Annotated in this window: 10 protein-coding genes; 8 read left to right on the top strand and 2 right to left on the bottom strand. The window is 60.9% G+C overall.

Annotated features, from left to right (window positions below):
- Positions 1 to 20 precede the first annotated feature (20 nt).
- The 8 genes from pilQ (at position 21) to hemE (ending at position 14,117) form a co-directional block, all read left to right on the top strand.
- On the top strand, positions 21 to 2,105 hold the full coding sequence (gene pilQ, locus ABEH28_RS06100; protein ID WP_346629401.1) for a type IV pilus secretin PilQ: 2,085 nt from the start codon (positions 21 to 23) through the stop codon (positions 2,103 to 2,105).
- A 4-nt stretch (positions 2,106 to 2,109) separates the two neighbouring features.
- The gene (gene aroK / locus ABEH28_RS06095; protein WP_192171211.1) at positions 2,110 to 2,628 is read left to right on the top strand and encodes a shikimate kinase AroK; all 519 of its coding nucleotides are present in this window, start codon (positions 2,110 to 2,112) and stop codon (positions 2,626 to 2,628) included.
- Positions 2,629 to 2,758: 130 nt separating this feature from the next.
- A complete protein-coding gene (aroB, locus tag ABEH28_RS06090; RefSeq protein ID WP_346629400.1) occupies positions 2,759 to 3,862 on the top strand; it encodes a 3-dehydroquinate synthase in 1,104 nt (367 codons plus the stop codon).
- A gap of 10 nt (positions 3,863 to 3,872) precedes the next feature.
- Positions 3,873 to 5,498, top strand: a complete 1,626-nt coding sequence (locus tag ABEH28_RS06085; protein WP_282368765.1) for an AAA family ATPase — start codon at positions 3,873 to 3,875, stop codon at positions 5,496 to 5,498.
- A 358-nt stretch (positions 5,499 to 5,856) separates the two neighbouring features.
- Entirely contained in the window at positions 5,857 to 10,302 is a 4,446-nt protein-coding gene (gene gltB / locus ABEH28_RS06080) for a glutamate synthase large subunit (protein WP_346629399.1), read from the top strand.
- A gap of 121 nt (positions 10,303 to 10,423) precedes the next feature.
- Positions 10,424 to 11,842, top strand: a complete 1,419-nt coding sequence (locus ABEH28_RS06075) for an FAD-dependent oxidoreductase (RefSeq protein WP_346629398.1) — start codon at positions 10,424 to 10,426, stop codon at positions 11,840 to 11,842.
- A 313-nt stretch (positions 11,843 to 12,155) separates the two neighbouring features.
- Positions 12,156 to 12,920, top strand: a complete 765-nt coding sequence (locus ABEH28_RS06070; RefSeq protein ID WP_346629397.1) for a serine protease — start codon at positions 12,156 to 12,158, stop codon at positions 12,918 to 12,920.
- 132 nt (positions 12,921 to 13,052) lie between these two features.
- Entirely contained in the window at positions 13,053 to 14,117 is a 1,065-nt protein-coding gene (gene hemE, locus ABEH28_RS06065; RefSeq protein ID WP_346629396.1) for a uroporphyrinogen decarboxylase, read from the top strand.
- A gap of 53 nt (positions 14,118 to 14,170) precedes the next feature.
- Here the strand turns inward: hemE and ABEH28_RS06060 are convergent, their stop codons facing one another.
- Both ABEH28_RS06060 and ABEH28_RS06055 read right to left on the bottom strand, forming a co-directional pair.
- Positions 14,171 to 14,470, bottom strand: a complete 300-nt coding sequence (locus ABEH28_RS06060) for a HigA family addiction module antitoxin (protein ID WP_282368753.1) — start codon at positions 14,468 to 14,470, stop codon at positions 14,171 to 14,173.
- 13 nt (positions 14,471 to 14,483) lie between these two features.
- A complete protein-coding gene (locus ABEH28_RS06055) occupies positions 14,484 to 14,762 on the bottom strand; it encodes a type II toxin-antitoxin system RelE/ParE family toxin (protein WP_282368751.1) in 279 nt (92 codons plus the stop codon).
- Positions 14,763 to 14,823: the final 61 nt, after the last annotated feature.

Below are 14,823 nucleotides of genomic sequence, written 5' to 3'. Positions count from 1 at the left end.
CACAGTGGTGGAATGTGAACATGAACAGGATTCTCTCGATTATCGGCCTGTCGCTAGGGATGGCGATGCTTTCACCGGTTGTCCAGGCGGCTAACCTCAAGACGCTGGATGTCGCCGCATTGCCGGGGGATCGAGTCGAACTGAAACTGTCCTTCGACGGTCCGGTGGCGGCGCCGCGCGGCTACACCACCGAGCAACCGGCGCGCATTGCGCTGGACCTGCCGGGGGTCACCAGCCAATTGGCGATCAAGAGCCGTGACCTGGGTTCAGGCAACGCCCACAGCGTTGTGGTCGTCGAAGCCAAGGACCGCACGCGGGTGATCATCAACCTCACCACGCTTGCGCCCTACAGTTCGCGTGTCGATGGCAACAACCTGTTCGTGGTCGTGGGCCAGGGCGCCGCTGCGGCCCAGGGTTCGCAGCCGAGCACCGCCATGGGCGCGGCGCGAGTGAGTGTGCCGAGTGGGCCTGCCGCTCAATCGAAACCTGTTGCCCGCTCGTATGTGCCAGGCCCGCGTTCGGTGAAAAACGTCGACTTCCAGCGCGGCGAGTTGGGTGAAGGCAACGTCATCATCGAGCTGAGCGACACCGGCATTGCCCCGGACATTCAGGAGCAGGGCGGCAAGATCCGCGTCGACTTCGCCAAAACGCAATTGCCCGAACCCCTGCGCGTGCGCCTGGACGTGAAGGATTTCGCCACCCCGGTGCAGTTCGTCAATTCCAGCGCCACGGGTGACAAGGCGAGTATCTCCATCGAACCGTCCGGTGCGTTCGATTACTCCGCCTACCAGACCGACAACAAGCTGACCATCAGCGTGCGTCCCTTGACCAACGAAGATCAGGAGCGGCGCAACTCGGAAAAACTGGTCTACACCGGCGAGAAGCTGTCGCTGAATTTCCAGGACATCGACGTGCGTTCGGTGCTGCAACTGATCGCTGACTTCACCAACCTCAATCTGGTGGCGAGCGACACCGTTCAGGGCGGCATCACCTTGCGCCTGCAGAACGTGCCGTGGGATCAGGCGCTGGATCTGGTGCTCAAGACCAAAGGCCTGGACAAGCGCAAGATCGGTAACGTCTTGCTGGTCGGTCCGGCTGACGAGATCGCCGCGCGTGAGCGCCAGGAGCTGGAATCCCTCAAACAGATTTCCGAACTGGCCCCGCTGCGCCGCGAGTTGCTGCAGGTGAACTACGCCAAGGCCGCCGACATTGCCAAGCTGTTTCAGTCGGTGACCAGCGCTGAATCGAAAACCGACGAGCGTGGTTCGATCACCGTCGATGAGCGCACCAACAACATCATTGCCTACCAGACCCAGGATCGTCTGGACGAGCTGCGCCGCATCGTGTCGCAACTGGACATCCCGGTGCGTCAGGTGATGATCGAAGCGCGCATCGTTGAAGCCAACGTCGATTACGACAAGGCCTTGGGCGTGCGCTGGGGTGGTTCGAGCAACAAAGGCAATTTCACCACCGGCGGTAATGGCACGGTCTCGGGCGCATCAGCGACCAATGGTCCTTACGTGGACATGGGTGTGACCGATGCCACCTCGTCGATTGGCCTGGGCTTCCTGACCAACAACACGATTCTTGACCTTGAGCTGACGGCCATGGAGAAAAGCGGGAACGGCGAAGTGGTCTCGCAGCCGAAGGTCGTCACGTCGGACAAGGAAACGGCGAAAATCCTGAAAGGTACGGAAGTGCCTTATCAGGAAGCCAGTTCCAGCGGCGCGACGTCGGTGTCGTTCAAAGAGGCGTCGCTGTCGCTGGAAGTGACCCCGCAGATCACCCCTGACAACCGCATCATCATGGAGGTCAAGGTCACGAAAGATGAGCCGGATTACGTGAACACGGTGCTGGGTGTGCCGCCGATCAAGAAAAACGAAGTGAACGCCAAGGTGCTGGTGGCCGACGGCGAGACCATCGTAATTGGTGGCGTGTTCTCGAATACGCAGAGTAAAGTCGTCGACAAGGTGCCATTTTTAGGCGATGTGCCGTATGTTGGCCGCCTTTTCCGGCGCGATGTGGTTTCGGAGTCAAAATCCGAGCTGTTGGTGTTTCTCACTCCGCGTATCATGAATAACCAGGCGATTGCTGTGAGTCGTTGATTCTGTGCGAAATTTAATTCTTGTGGGGCCGATGGGGGCGGGCAAAAGCACCATCGGTCGCTTGCTGGCCAAAGAGCTTCGACTGCCGTTCAAGGATTCCGACAAGGAAATCGAGCTGCGAACGGGTGCCAATATTCCCTGGATCTTCGACAAGGAAGGTGAAGCGGGCTTTCGCGATCGTGAGCAAGCGATGATCGCCGAACTCTGCGCGCTGGATGGCGTGGTCGTGGCCACCGGCGGTGGCGCAGTCATGCGCGAAGAGAACCGTCGCGCCCTGCACGCCGGCGGTCGGGTGGTGTATTTGCACGCGTCGGTTGAGCAGCAGGTGGGCCGAACCTCCCGAGATCGTAATCGCCCCTTGCTGCGTACGGCTGACCCGGCGCGCGTGCTACGTGAGCTGCTGGAGATCCGCGATCCGCTGTACCGCGAGATCGCCGATGTCATCATCGAAACCGATGAGCGGCCCCCGCGAATGGTGGTTATCGACATCCTCGCCTTGCTGGCCGAGCTTCCTCCCCGTTAAAGCGCAGACGGAAATGCGCTATCCTCGGCGACCATAAAAAGTGGGGTCGCTACATGGCCTTGCGCCATAGCCGGTGTCGGCGTTTTTCAAGACCCGCACAGGCAACCAATTGTTAACAGCGTGGGGACACATGCAGACACTCAAGGTCGAGCTTGGCGAACGCAGCTACCCGATCCATATCGGCGAAGGCTTGCTGGATCAGCCCGAGTTGCTCAAGCCGTACATAGCCGGAAAACAGGTGGCGATCGTTTCCAACGCCACCGTCGCGCCGTTGTACATGGACCGCCTCACCCGCTCCCTCGCCGGTTACAGCGTCTTGCCGATCGTGCTTCCCGACGGAGAGGCCTTCAAGAACTGGGAAACCCTGCAAACCATCTTCGACGCGCTGCTCACCGCACGCCATGATCGCCGAACCACCGTGATTGCGTTGGGCGGCGGCGTCATCGGTGACATGGCCGGCTTTGCCGCTGCCTGTTACCAGCGCGGCGTCGAATTCATTCAAGTGCCGACCACGTTGCTGTCCCAGGTCGATTCCTCGGTCGGTGGCAAAACCGGCATCAATCACCCGCTGGGCAAAAACATGGTGGGCGCCTTCTACCAGCCCAACGCGGTGCTGATCGACACCTTGTCGCTGAACACCCTGCCTGAGCGCGAGCTGTCCGCCGGGCTTGCCGAGGTCATCAAATACGGTTTGATCTGTGACGAACCCTTCCTGACGTGGCTCGAAGAGAATGTGGACAAGCTGCGCGGGCTGGATCAGGCCGCGCTGACCACGGCGATCGAGCGCTCCTGCGCCGCCAAGGCTGCGGTCGTCGGTGCCGATGAGCGAGAGTCAGGCGTGCGTGCCACGCTGAACCTCGGTCATACCTTTGGCCACGCTATCGAAACTCACATGGGCTACGGCGTGTGGCTGCACGGCGAGGCGGTGGCCGCGGGCACGGTGATGGCGCTGGAAATGTCCGCGCGTCTGGGCTGGATCAGCGAGCAGGAACGTGACCGCGGCATCCGTATTTTCCAGCGCGCCGGCTTGCCGGTGGTTCCGCCGGAAGACATGACGCCCGAGCACTTCCTCGATCACATGGCGGTGGACAAAAAGGTCATTGACGGTCGTCTGCGCCTGGTGCTGTTGCGTCGCATCGGTGAAGCAGTGGTAACGGACGAATATCCACAAGAAGTACTACAGGCCACACTGGTCGCGGACTACCGCGCCTTGGTGGATCAGCTTAGAGGTTAATGAGAAATCCATGACTAGTTTGCACGCCGATGAGGCCTTCCTCGGTCATTACCAGTTGAGTCATGACCCCTTTGCAACGCGGGTTCCCGGCTTCAAATTTTTCCCGGCACAGCGCAAGCCCGTGCTCGGTCAGCTGCATCACCTCGCGCGCTACAGCCAGCTGCTGCTGGTCGTCACCGGGCCTCAGGGCAGTGGCAAGACGCTGCTGCGTCAGGCACTGGTGGCGAGCACCAACAAGCAATCGGTGCAGAGCGTTGTGGTGTCGGCGCGTGGCGCCGGTGATGCGACGGGCGTGTTGCGTCAGGTCGCTCAGGCGCTGAACGTCGCTCAAGCGGAAATGCGCCCGATCCTGGCGCAGGTCGTGCAGTTGGCGCTGACCGGTCAGGAAGTCTACATCCTGGTCGACGATGCCGAACAACTGGGCGAATCCGCACTCGAAGCGTTGTTGGGATTGGCAGCAGGCACCCCGGAAGGGCGTCCGCATGTCTTCCTGTTCGGCGAGGCTTCGATCATTGATCGCCTGGATCAGCTGTGCGCCGAGAGCGGTACCGAGGAAGAACGCTTCCACGTTATCGAGCTCGCGCCGTATACCGAAGAAGAAACCCGTGAGTATCTGGCTCAGCGCCTCGAGGGCGCAGGGCAGGGCGTTGAGTTGTTCAGCGCCGCGCAGATCACTGATATCCACGAGCAGTCCGGTGGATGGCCAGGCGCGATCAACCAGGTCGCGCGCGATTCGATGATCGAAGCCATGATTGCCAGCCGCTCTGCGGTCAAGCGTCCAAGTATGGGGTTCAAAATGCCTAAGAAACACGTGTTGGCTTTGGGTGGGGTTGTTGTCGCAGCCGTTCTCGCGGCGTGGCTGATTCCAGGCCGCAGCAACGCACCTGCCACTGCGCCAGCCAACTCTCAGGCTCAACTGCCTCTGGGTCAGGGCCAGGCGCCGGCGCAACAATCGAACAACGGTGGCCCGGCCATCGAATTCGCCGGAAATTCGCAGCCGATGCCGCTGCCGATGAACGGCTCGCAACCGGCGACCCGCGCGCCACTGGCTGAAGCTGCGGGCTCGGGCGAAGGTGATGGCGAAGATGGCGGCCCGGCAGCCAACCAATCGCTGCAGCCACCGACGGTGACCACCACTGCGCCACCGGCGGGCGCGACGGCAAGTCCTGCTCCGACCATGGCGCAGCAGCCGGTTCCGGCACCGCGTCCGGCCCCGGCTGCCAAACCAACGCCTGCTCCGGCGGCTGCTGCGAAACCTGCGCCAGCGCCGACGCAAGTGGCCACCGCCAAACCTGCCCCGGCACCAGCGGCCAAGCCAGCAGCGGCGGCCGCAGCGTCCGGCGCTGCGGGCAGCGGTTGGTACGCAGGTCAGGCTCCGACCCATTACGTGGTGCAGATCCTCGGCACCAGCTCTGAAGCCACCGCTCAGAGCTACGTGAAAGAGCAGGGCGCCGAATACCGTTACTTCAAGAAAACCCTGCAGGGCAAGCCTCTGTTCGTGGTGACTTACGGCAGCTTTGCTGACCGCAATGCGGCACTGACCGCTATCAAGGCCTTGCCAGAGAAGGTTCAGGCTGGTAAACCTTGGCCTCGTACTGTCGGCAGTATCCAACAGGAACTCGCCGCCGCCCGCTGATGACGCAGGGACCTTATCCAGGTCCCTCGCTTGGCCCTCCCGATATCACGCATGAGCGTGCTGCCAACGAGCAGCGCGCCTTGCGGTGTCTGCGTCTCAGGCACGCATTGATCTTCGGGCTCTCATTGGTCAGACTCGCAAAAAAGCTCTGGCTAGCACGAGAATCGATATAAAACCTTTCATGAATGCGACATAAATTTGCGACACTTCGTCGTCAAATTTGTGAGGACTTGTGTCGCTGTGTACAATGACCTCCCTTTTGCTCCCGCAAAGCCGGCATACGTTCGGCGTGGATGGTAAATGGTTGAATTGAAAAGAAATTTGTCTCGTTAAGAGGCAGCCTGGTGAGAATGTGTCTATGAAAGCAGGTCTGTACCATCCAGAAGAATTCAAGGATAACTGTGGTTTCGGCCTGATCGCCCACATGCAAGGCGAGCCCAGTCATCACCTGTTGCAGACGGCTATCGAAGCCCTGACCTGCATGACCCACCGGGGTGGGATCAACGCCGACGGCAAGACCGGTGACGGTTGCGGGCTGTTGATGCAAAAACCTGACACCTTCCTGCGTGCGGTGGCCACCGAGCACTTCGGCGTCGAGCTTCCGCGCCAGTATTGCGCAGGCATGGTCTTCCTCAATCAGGACGACACCAAGGCTGAAGCCGCCCGCGAAAACATGAACCGTGAAATCCTCGCGGCCGGCCTGACCCTCATCGGCTGGCGCCAGGTGCCGATCGACACCAGCGTTCTGGGCCGCCTGGCCCTCGAGCGTCTGCCGAAGATCGAGCAGGTGTTCATCGGCGGTGAAGGCCTGAGCGATCAGGAATTCGCGATCAAGCTGTTCTGCGCACGTCGTCGCTCCTCGGTGGCCAACGCCGCTGACACCGACCACTACATCTGCAGCTTTTCCCACAAGACCATCATCTACAAAGGCCTGATGATGCCGCGTGACCTCACGGCATTCTTCCCGGACCTCAACGACGAGCGCCTGCAAACCGCGATCTGCGTGTTCCACCAGCGTTTCTCGACCAACACCCTGCCGAAATGGCCACTGGCTCAGCCATTCCGCTTCCTCGCCCACAACGGCGAGATCAACACCATCACCGGTAACCGCAACTGGGCCCAGGCCCGTCGCACCAAGTTCACCAACGACCTGATGGACCTCGACGAGCTCGGCCCGCTGGTCAACCGCGTGGGCTCCGACTCTTCCAGCATGGACAACATGCTCGAGCTGATGGTGACCGGCGGCATCGACCTGTTCCGTGGCGTGCGCATGCTCGTGCCGCCGGCGTGGCAGAACGTCGAGACCATGGACCCGGATCTGCGCGCGTTCTACGAATTCAACTCCATGCACATGGAGCCGTGGGACGGCCCAGCCGGCATCGTCATGACCGAAGGTCGTCACGCTGTCTGCCTGCTTGACCGCAACGGCCTGCGTCCTGCGCGCTGGGTCACCACCAAGAACGGTTACATCACCCTCGCCTCGGAAATCGGCGTGTGGAACTACAAGCCGGAACACGTGATTGCCAAGGGCCGTGTCGGTCCGGGTCAGATCTTCGCCGTGGACACCGAAACCGGCCAGATCCTCGACACCGACGCCATCGACAGCCGCTTGAAGTCGCGCCATCCGTACAAGCAGTGGCTGCGCAAGAACGCCCTGCGCATTCAGGCGACGCTGGAAGACCACGACCACGGTTCGGCCTTCTACAACCCGGATCAGCTCAAGCAGTACATGAAGATGTTCCAGGTCACGTTCGAAGAGCGTGATCAGATCCTGCGCCCGCTGGGTGAGCAGGGCCAGGAAGCGGTCGGCTCCATGGGCGATGACACGCCGATGGCGGTGCTGTCCCGTCGTGTCCGCACGCCGTACGACTATTTCCGTCAGCAGTTCGCGCAGGTCACCAACCCGCCGATCGATCCGCTGCGTGAAGCCATCGTCATGTCGCTGGAAGTCTGCCTCGGTGCCGAGCGCAACATTTTCCAGGAGTCGCCGGAGCACGCTTCCCGCGTGATCCTCAGCTCCCCGGTCATTTCCCCGGCCAAGTGGCGCTCGCTGATGACCCTGGATCGTCCGGGCTTTGATCGTCAGATCATCGACCTGAACTATGACGAAGCCACGGGCCTGGAAGCGGCTGTGCGCAACATCGCTGATCAGGCTGAAGAAGCCGTGCGTTCGGGCAAGACCCAGATTGTCCTGAGCGACCGTCATATCGCACCCGGCAAACTGCCGATTCACGCATCGCTGGCCACCGGTGCGGTGCACCACCGCCTGACCGAAAAAGGCCTGCGCTGCGACAGCAACATTCTTGTCGAGACAGCAACGGCTCGCGACCCGCACCATTTCGCGGTGCTGATCGGCTTCGGCGCGTCGGCGGTCTATCCGTTCCTGGCGTACGAAGTGCTGGGCGACCTGATCCGTACCGGCGAAGTGCTGGGCGATCTGTACGAAGTCTTCAAGAACTACCGCAAGGGCATCACCAAAGGCCTGCTCAAGATCCTGTCGAAGATGGGTATTTCGACCGTTGCTTCGTACCGCGGCGCCCAGCTTTTCGAAGCCATTGGCCTGTCGGAAGAAGTCTGCGACCTGAGCTTCCGTGGCGTCCCGAGCCGCATCAAGGGCGCGCGTTTCGTCGACATCGAAGCCGAGCAAAAAGCCCTCGCTTTTGAAGCCTGGAGCGCGCGCAAGCCGATCCAGCAGGGCGGGCTGCTGAAGTTCGTCTACGGCGGCGAATACCACGCGTACAACCCTGATGTGGTGGCGACGCTGCAAGCCGCCGTTCAGCAGGGTGATTACAGCAAATTCAAGGAATACACAGCGCTGGTGGACAACCGGCCGGTGTCGATGATCCGCGACCTGTTGAAGGTCAAAGAGCTCGACACGCCGTTGGGCATCGATGAAATCGAGCCGCTGGAAGGTATTCTCAAGCGCTTCGACTCGGCGGGCATCTCGCTGGGTGCGTTGTCGCCGGAAGCCCACGAAGCGCTGGCCGAGGCGATGAACCGCTTGGGCGCGCGCTCCAACTCCGGTGAGGGCGGCGAAGATCCGGCGCGCTACGGCACCATCCGCAGCTCCAAGATCAAGCAGATCGCGACCGGCCGTTTTGGCGTGACGCCTGAGTATCTGGTCAACGCCGACGTGCTGCAGATCAAAGTCGCCCAGGGCGCCAAGCCGGGTGAAGGCGGGCAACTGCCAGGCGGCAAGGTCAACGGCCTGATCGCCAAACTGCGTTATGCAGTGCCGGGCGTGACGCTGATCTCGCCGCCACCGCACCACGACATCTACTCGATTGAAGACTTGTCGCAGCTGATCTTTGACCTCAAGCAGGTCAACCCGGCCGCACTGGTTTCGGTCAAGCTGGTGGCTGAAGCAGGCGTGGGCACGATTGCGGCCGGTGTGGCCAAGGCCTATGCCGACCTGATCACCATTTCCGGCTATGACGGCGGCACCGGTGCATCGCCGCTGTCGTCGATCAAATACGCGGGCTCGCCGTGGGAAATCGGCCTGGCCGAGACTCACCAGACCCTGCGCGGCAACGACCTGCGCGGCAAGGTTCGGGTGCAGACCGACGGCGGCCTGAAAACCGGCCTGGACGTTATCAAGGCGGCCATCCTCGGCGCCGAAAGCTTCGGCTTCGGCACCGCGCCGATGATCGCGCTGGGCTGCAAATACCTGCGCATCTGCCACCTGAACAACTGCGCCACCGGCGTCGCGACTCAGAACGACAAGCTGCGCAAGGACCACTACATCGGCACCGTCGACATGGTGATCAACTTCTTCACCTACGTGGCTGAAGAAACCCGCGAGTGGCTGGCGAAGCTGGGCGTGCGTTCGCTGGAAGAGCTGATCGGGCGTACCGATCTGCTGGAGATCCTGCCGGGTGAAACCGCCAAGCAGCAGCACCTGGACCTGACGCCGCTGCTGGGCAGCGACCACATTCCGGCCGACAAACCGCAGTTCAGCCAGGTGGACCGCAACCCGCCGTTCGACAAGGGCCTGCTGGCCGAGAAGATGGTCGAACTGGCGATCTCCGCCATTCAGACCAAGAGCGGCGGCGACTACGAACTGGACATCTGCAACTGCGACCGCTCCATCGGCGCGCGGATTTCCGGCGAAATCGCCAAGCTGCACGGCAACCAGGGCATGAACGATGCGCCGGTGACGTTCCGCTTCAAGGGCACGGCCGGGCAGAGCTTTGGTGTGTGGAACGCCGGCGGCCTGAACATGTACCTGGAAGGCGACGCCAACGACTACGTCGGCAAAGGCATGACCGCCGGCAAACTGGTCATCGTGCCACCAAAAGGCAGCCCGTTCAAAACCCAGGACAGCGCCATCATCGGCAACACCTGCCTGTACGGCGCGACCGGCGGCAAGCTGTTCGCGGCGGGTACGGCGGGTGAGCGTTTCGCAGTGCGTAACTCCGGCGCCCACACCGTTGTGGAAGGCACGGGCGACCACTGCTGCGAATACATGACCGGCGGTTTCGTCTGCGTGCTGGGCAAGACCGGCTACAACTTCGGCTCAGGCATGACCGGCGGCTTCGCTTACGTGCTCGATCAGGACAACACCTTCGTTGACCGGGTCAACCACGAGCTGGTCGAGATTCAGCGCATCAGCGGTGAAGCGATGGAAGCCTATCGCAGCCACCTGGAGCGCGTGCTGGCCGAATACGTGACCGAAACCGACAGCGAATGGGGCCGCAACCTCTGGGAAAACCTGGACGACTACCTGCGCCGCTTCTGGCTGGTGAAGCCGAAGGCCGCGAGCTTGAAGTCGCTGTTGTCCAGCACCCGCGCGAATCCGCAGTAAAGCAGCTGCGAGCGGCACGCTTCAAGCCGCACGCTAACGGCAGCGCGCGAGTGCCTGCGAACATGATTTTCTTGCAGCTTCAAGCTTGGCGCTTGAGGCTGTAGTCAGGAGTTTTAACACCATGGCTGAACGTCTCAGTAACGACTTCCAGTTCATCGAAGTCGGGCGTAAAGATCCGAAGAAGAAACTGCTGCGTCAGCGCAAGAAAGAGTTCGTGGAAATCTACGAACCTTTCAAGCCTCAGCAGTCGGCCGATCAGGCGCACCGTTGCCTGGGTTGCGGCAACCCGTACTGTGAATGGAAATGCCCTGTGCATAACTTCATTCCCAACTGGCTGAAGCTGGTGGCCGAGGGCAACATCCTCGCGGCCGCCGAGCTGTCGCACCAGACCAACACCCTGCCGGAAGTCTGCGGCCGCGTGTGCCCGCAGGACCGTCTGTGTGAGGGCGCGTGCACCCTCAACGACGGCTTCGGCGCGGTGACCATCGGTTCGGTCGAGAAGTACATCACCGACACGGCCTTTGCAATGGGCTGGCGTCCGGACATGTCCCGCGTCGTGCCAAACGGCAAGCGCGTGGCGATCATCGGCGCAGGCCCGGCCGGCCTGGGCTGCGCTGACGTTCTGGTGCGTGGCGGCGTGAAGCCGGTGGTGTTCGACAAGAACCCGGAAATCGGCGGTCTCCTGACCTTCGGGATCCCCGAGTTCAAGCTCGAGAAGAGCGTGCTGAGCAATCGCCGCGAAGTCTTCACCGGCATGGGCATCGAGTTCCGCCTCAACACCGAGATCGGCAAGGACATCACCGTCGAGCAGTTGCTGGAAGAGTACGACGCTGTGTTCATGGGCATGGGCACGTACACCTACATGAAGGGCGGCTTCCCCGGTGAAGACCTGCCTGGCGTGCACGATGCGCTGGATTTCCTGATCGCCAACGTCAATCGCAACCTGGGCTTTGAAAAGTCGCCGGAAGATTTCGTCGACATGAAGGGCAAGAAGGTCGTGGTCCTGGGCGGTGGTGACACGGCTATGGACTGCAACCGCACGTCGATTCGCCAGGGTGCCAAGTCGGTGACCTGCGCCTATCGCCGCGACGAAGAAAACATGCCCGGCTCGCGCAAGGAAGTGAAGAACGCCAAGGAAGAAGGCGTGAAGTTCCTTTACAACCGTCAGCCCATTGCCATCGTCGGTGAGGATCGGGTCGAAGGCGTGAAAGTCGTCGAAACGCGTTTGGGCGAGCCGGATGCGCGCGGCCGTCGCAGCCCCGAGCCGATTCCGGGTTCCGAAGAGATCATCCCGGCGGACGCCGTGGTCATCGCGTTCGGTTTCCGTCCAAGCCCGGCGTCGTGGTTCGATCCGCAGGGCATCCAGATGGACAGCCAGGGCCGCGTCGTGGCACCGGAGCAGGGCCAGTTCAAACATCAGACCAGCAACCCGAAGATCTTCGCCGGCGGCGACATGGTGCGCGGTTCTGATCTGGTGGTGACGGCGATCTTTGAAGGCCGGAATGCGGCTGAAGGGATTCTGGATTATCTGGGCGTCTGATGACGCCTGCGGCAAGCTGCTAGCGGTAAGCTACAAGCTACAAGCTACAAGCTACAAGCAGACGCGATCTGCTTCTACTTGAAGCTTGCAGCTGCTCCATGCTGGCAGCTGCTTCCACATCTTTTTCGTTTCCTTCCTCGGCTCTCCCGTTCGTGAAAACGTCAGGCACCGCCACGAGTGTCATTTCTGACAGTTCCCAACACGATTCAATAAGTTTCTAATTCGGCAAGGTCTCGGACGCTAGCGAGCCTTTCTGAAATTGAATGGAAGCACGGGCCGGTGTCTGGCGGCCTGTTGGATCACGGAGCGAAAAATGAACAAGTTAGTTTGCTGTCTTGGCCTTGCGGCTTTTTTGACCGGTTGTGGTGAATGGGCCGGTGTGAATGAAAGCAAAAAAATCGTCGGAGGAGAGCCAGCCCCGAGAGGGCAGTACCCGTTCTTTGCAGCGATTGTCAAAGAGGATGGGTCGCACCTCTGTGGCGCTGCATTGATTGCGCCGCGGTGGGTACTGACGGCTGAACACTGCATCGACGGCCAGGCTCCTCACTCCGTGAGCATTGGCCTGGAACAATACCGGCCGACTGTCGTCGAGAAGGACCGGGTCAGGATCCAGGCCACCTACGGGCATCCGCAGTTTGATCACAGCGGGCGATACGATATTGCATTGATCAAGCTGGAGCGCGCGGCCAACAGTACCGATTTCCTTGAGTTCGACGGGGCCGAGTCTGTGATGGAGCCGGGGGTTGGCTACCCCGTGACGCTGATCGGGTTCGGGAGAACCGAGACGGGATACGGGCCAGATGTGCTGTATCAAGGCCTTGGCGAGACGCTGGAGGACAAGGCGTGTATCGAAGTGCCTCCCGGCTACCCGGCCACCCACTTCGATCCATTGGTCAACCTCTGCGCCGGATACAATCAGGCGTCTGGCGATTCCGGAGGGCCTCTGCTCTACAAGTCAGGCAGCCACTACCTTGAAATCGGACTGGTCAGTCGTTCGTTGTGGATGAATGCCGGTCAGTACACCAGAGTCGCTCACTTCGCAGGCTGGATTACAAAGACGATGGAGGACAACCAATAGGTCGCCGACGTCAGCAAAGCCGGCAGGGCATTGATGCGACAAATCGCCCCGATAAATAAATGGCACGGCACCGACCGTGCCTTTTGCGTTGGTGTCTGAGAAAATGCCCGCACTTTTTTTCCGGATGCCGACATGACTGCCCTGAAGAACGACCGTTTCCTTCGCGCCCTGCTCAAGCAGCCTGTTGACGTCACGCCTGTATGGATGATGCGCCAGGCCGGCCGCTATCTCCCGGAGTACCGCGCCAGCCGCGCCAAGGCCGGAGACTTCATGAGCTTGTGCATGAACCCGGCGTTCGCCTGTGAAGTCACCCTGCAGCCCCTTGAGCGCTATCCACTCGACGCCGCCATTCTGTTTTCCGATATCCTCACCGTTCCCGACGCCATGGGCCTGGGCCTGTACTTCGAAACCGGCGAAGGCCCGCGCTTCCGCAAAACCGTCACCACCCTGGCTGATATCGAAGCGCTGCCGATCCCTGACGCCCAGAAAGATCTCGGCTATGTCATGGACGCAGTCAGCACCATCCGCCGCGAGCTCAACGGACGCGTTCCGCTGATCGGGTTCGCCGGTAGCCCGTGGACCCTGGCGACCTACATGGTCGAAGGCGGTTCGTCCAAGGACTTCCGCAAATCCAAGGCCATGCTCTACGACAACCCGCACGCCATGCACCTGCTGCTCGACAAGCTGGCGCAATCGGTGACGGCGTACCTGAACGGCCAGATTCTCGCAGGCGCCCAGGCGGTGCAGATCTTCGACAGTTGGGGCGGCAGCCTGTCGGCCGCGGCGTACCAGGAGTTCTCACTGGCCTATATGCGCAAGATCGTCAACGGCCTGATCCGTGAGCACGACGGGCGCAAAGTGCCGGTCATTCTGTTCACCAAGGGCGGCGGTATGTGGCTTGAAAGCATTGCCGACGCCGGCGCCGACGCACTGGGCCTGGACTGGACCTGCGACATCGGCGAAGCCCGCCGTCGTGTCGGCAGCAAAGTCGCGCTGCAAGGCAACATGGACCCGACCGTGCTTTACGCCAACCCAAACGCCATCCGCCAGGAAGTCTCGAACATCCTCGCCAGCTACGGCAGCGGCACCGGCCACGTCTTCAACCTCGGCCACGGCATCACCCCCGAAGTCGACCCTGCCAACGCCGGCGCCTTCATCGAAGCAGTGCACGAAATGTCGGCCAAATACCACCAGTAAGCGCTTTGCAGCTATGAAAACGCCCGGCAATTGCCGGGCGTTTTTATGTGGGGTCAGGCTGCGGTAATCGTCGGGGCGATATACAACGGCGTTATGGGCGGCTGCTCCCGATGCTCGGCCTGCCAGAGGTCGTGGCTCATCTGTACAGCTAGCCAAAAGCGAGCAGTGCTTAAACCTGCACGTTCCAGTCGTACCGCCAGATCTGGGCTAACCGGAGCACGGCAATTGATGACCCGAGACAACATTTCACGTGAAAAATGGAGCCGCCGTGCCATTTCGGCAATTTTGATGTTCATCTCCGGCAGCATCTCCTGGATCATTTCGCCAGGGTGGGGAGGGTTGTGCATTCTCATGCATGAACTCCTGTCAGTGGTAATCGAGATAATCGACAAGCTCGACATCGTTCTCGATAAATCTAAAAATAATTCGCCAGTTCCCGCTTACTGATACTGACCAATATTGCGTCAGATTGCCTTTCAATGGATGCAGCTTCAGTGCTGTTAAGCCCAGTTCATGGGGTCCTTTAGCGATCTCTAGCGCACCCAAGATAAATCGCAGGCGGTTTGCGTGAGCCGCGCGAATCCCTTGCGTCGTTCCAGTGTGGAAGAAAGCCCTAAGGCCCTTATGTTTGAAGGATCTAATCATAGCAGCAGAGCGTGAATCAATTAGTCACGCTTTGCTGTCAGGCGATGTAGATGCGGGGGAT

Origin of the sequence: Pseudomonas sp. Ps21-P2, from assembly GCF_039672565.1 — a bacterium.
GTDB lineage: Bacteria > Pseudomonadota > Gammaproteobacteria > Pseudomonadales > Pseudomonadaceae > Aquipseudomonas.
This window is presented reverse-complemented; position numbering and strand designations above follow the sequence as displayed.

Bases quoted from the DNA above. Each gene is read 5' to 3' on its own strand.
- ABEH28_RS06055 (WP_282368751.1), bottom strand. From the start codon at position 14,762: ATGATTAGATCCTTCAAACATAAGGGCCTTAGGGCTTTCTTCCACACT.
- ABEH28_RS06085 (WP_282368765.1), top strand. From the start codon at position 3,873: ATGACTAGTTTGCACGCCGATGAGGCCTTCCTCGGTCATTACCAGTTG.
- hemE (WP_346629396.1), top strand. From the start codon at position 13,053: ATGACTGCCCTGAAGAACGACCGTTTCCTTCGCGCCCTGCTCAAGCAG.
- ABEH28_RS06070 (WP_346629397.1), top strand. From the start codon at position 12,156: ATGAACAAGTTAGTTTGCTGTCTTGGCCTTGCGGCTTTTTTGACCGGT.
- gltB (WP_346629399.1), top strand. From the start codon at position 5,857: ATGAAAGCAGGTCTGTACCATCCAGAAGAATTCAAGGATAACTGTGGT.
- ABEH28_RS06075 (WP_346629398.1), top strand. From the start codon at position 10,424: ATGGCTGAACGTCTCAGTAACGACTTCCAGTTCATCGAAGTCGGGCGT.
- aroB (WP_346629400.1), top strand. From the start codon at position 2,759: ATGCAGACACTCAAGGTCGAGCTTGGCGAACGCAGCTACCCGATCCAT.
- pilQ (WP_346629401.1), top strand. From the start codon at position 21: ATGAACAGGATTCTCTCGATTATCGGCCTGTCGCTAGGGATGGCGATG.
- ABEH28_RS06060 (WP_282368753.1), bottom strand. From the start codon at position 14,470: ATGAGAATGCACAACCCTCCCCACCCTGGCGAAATGATCCAGGAGATG.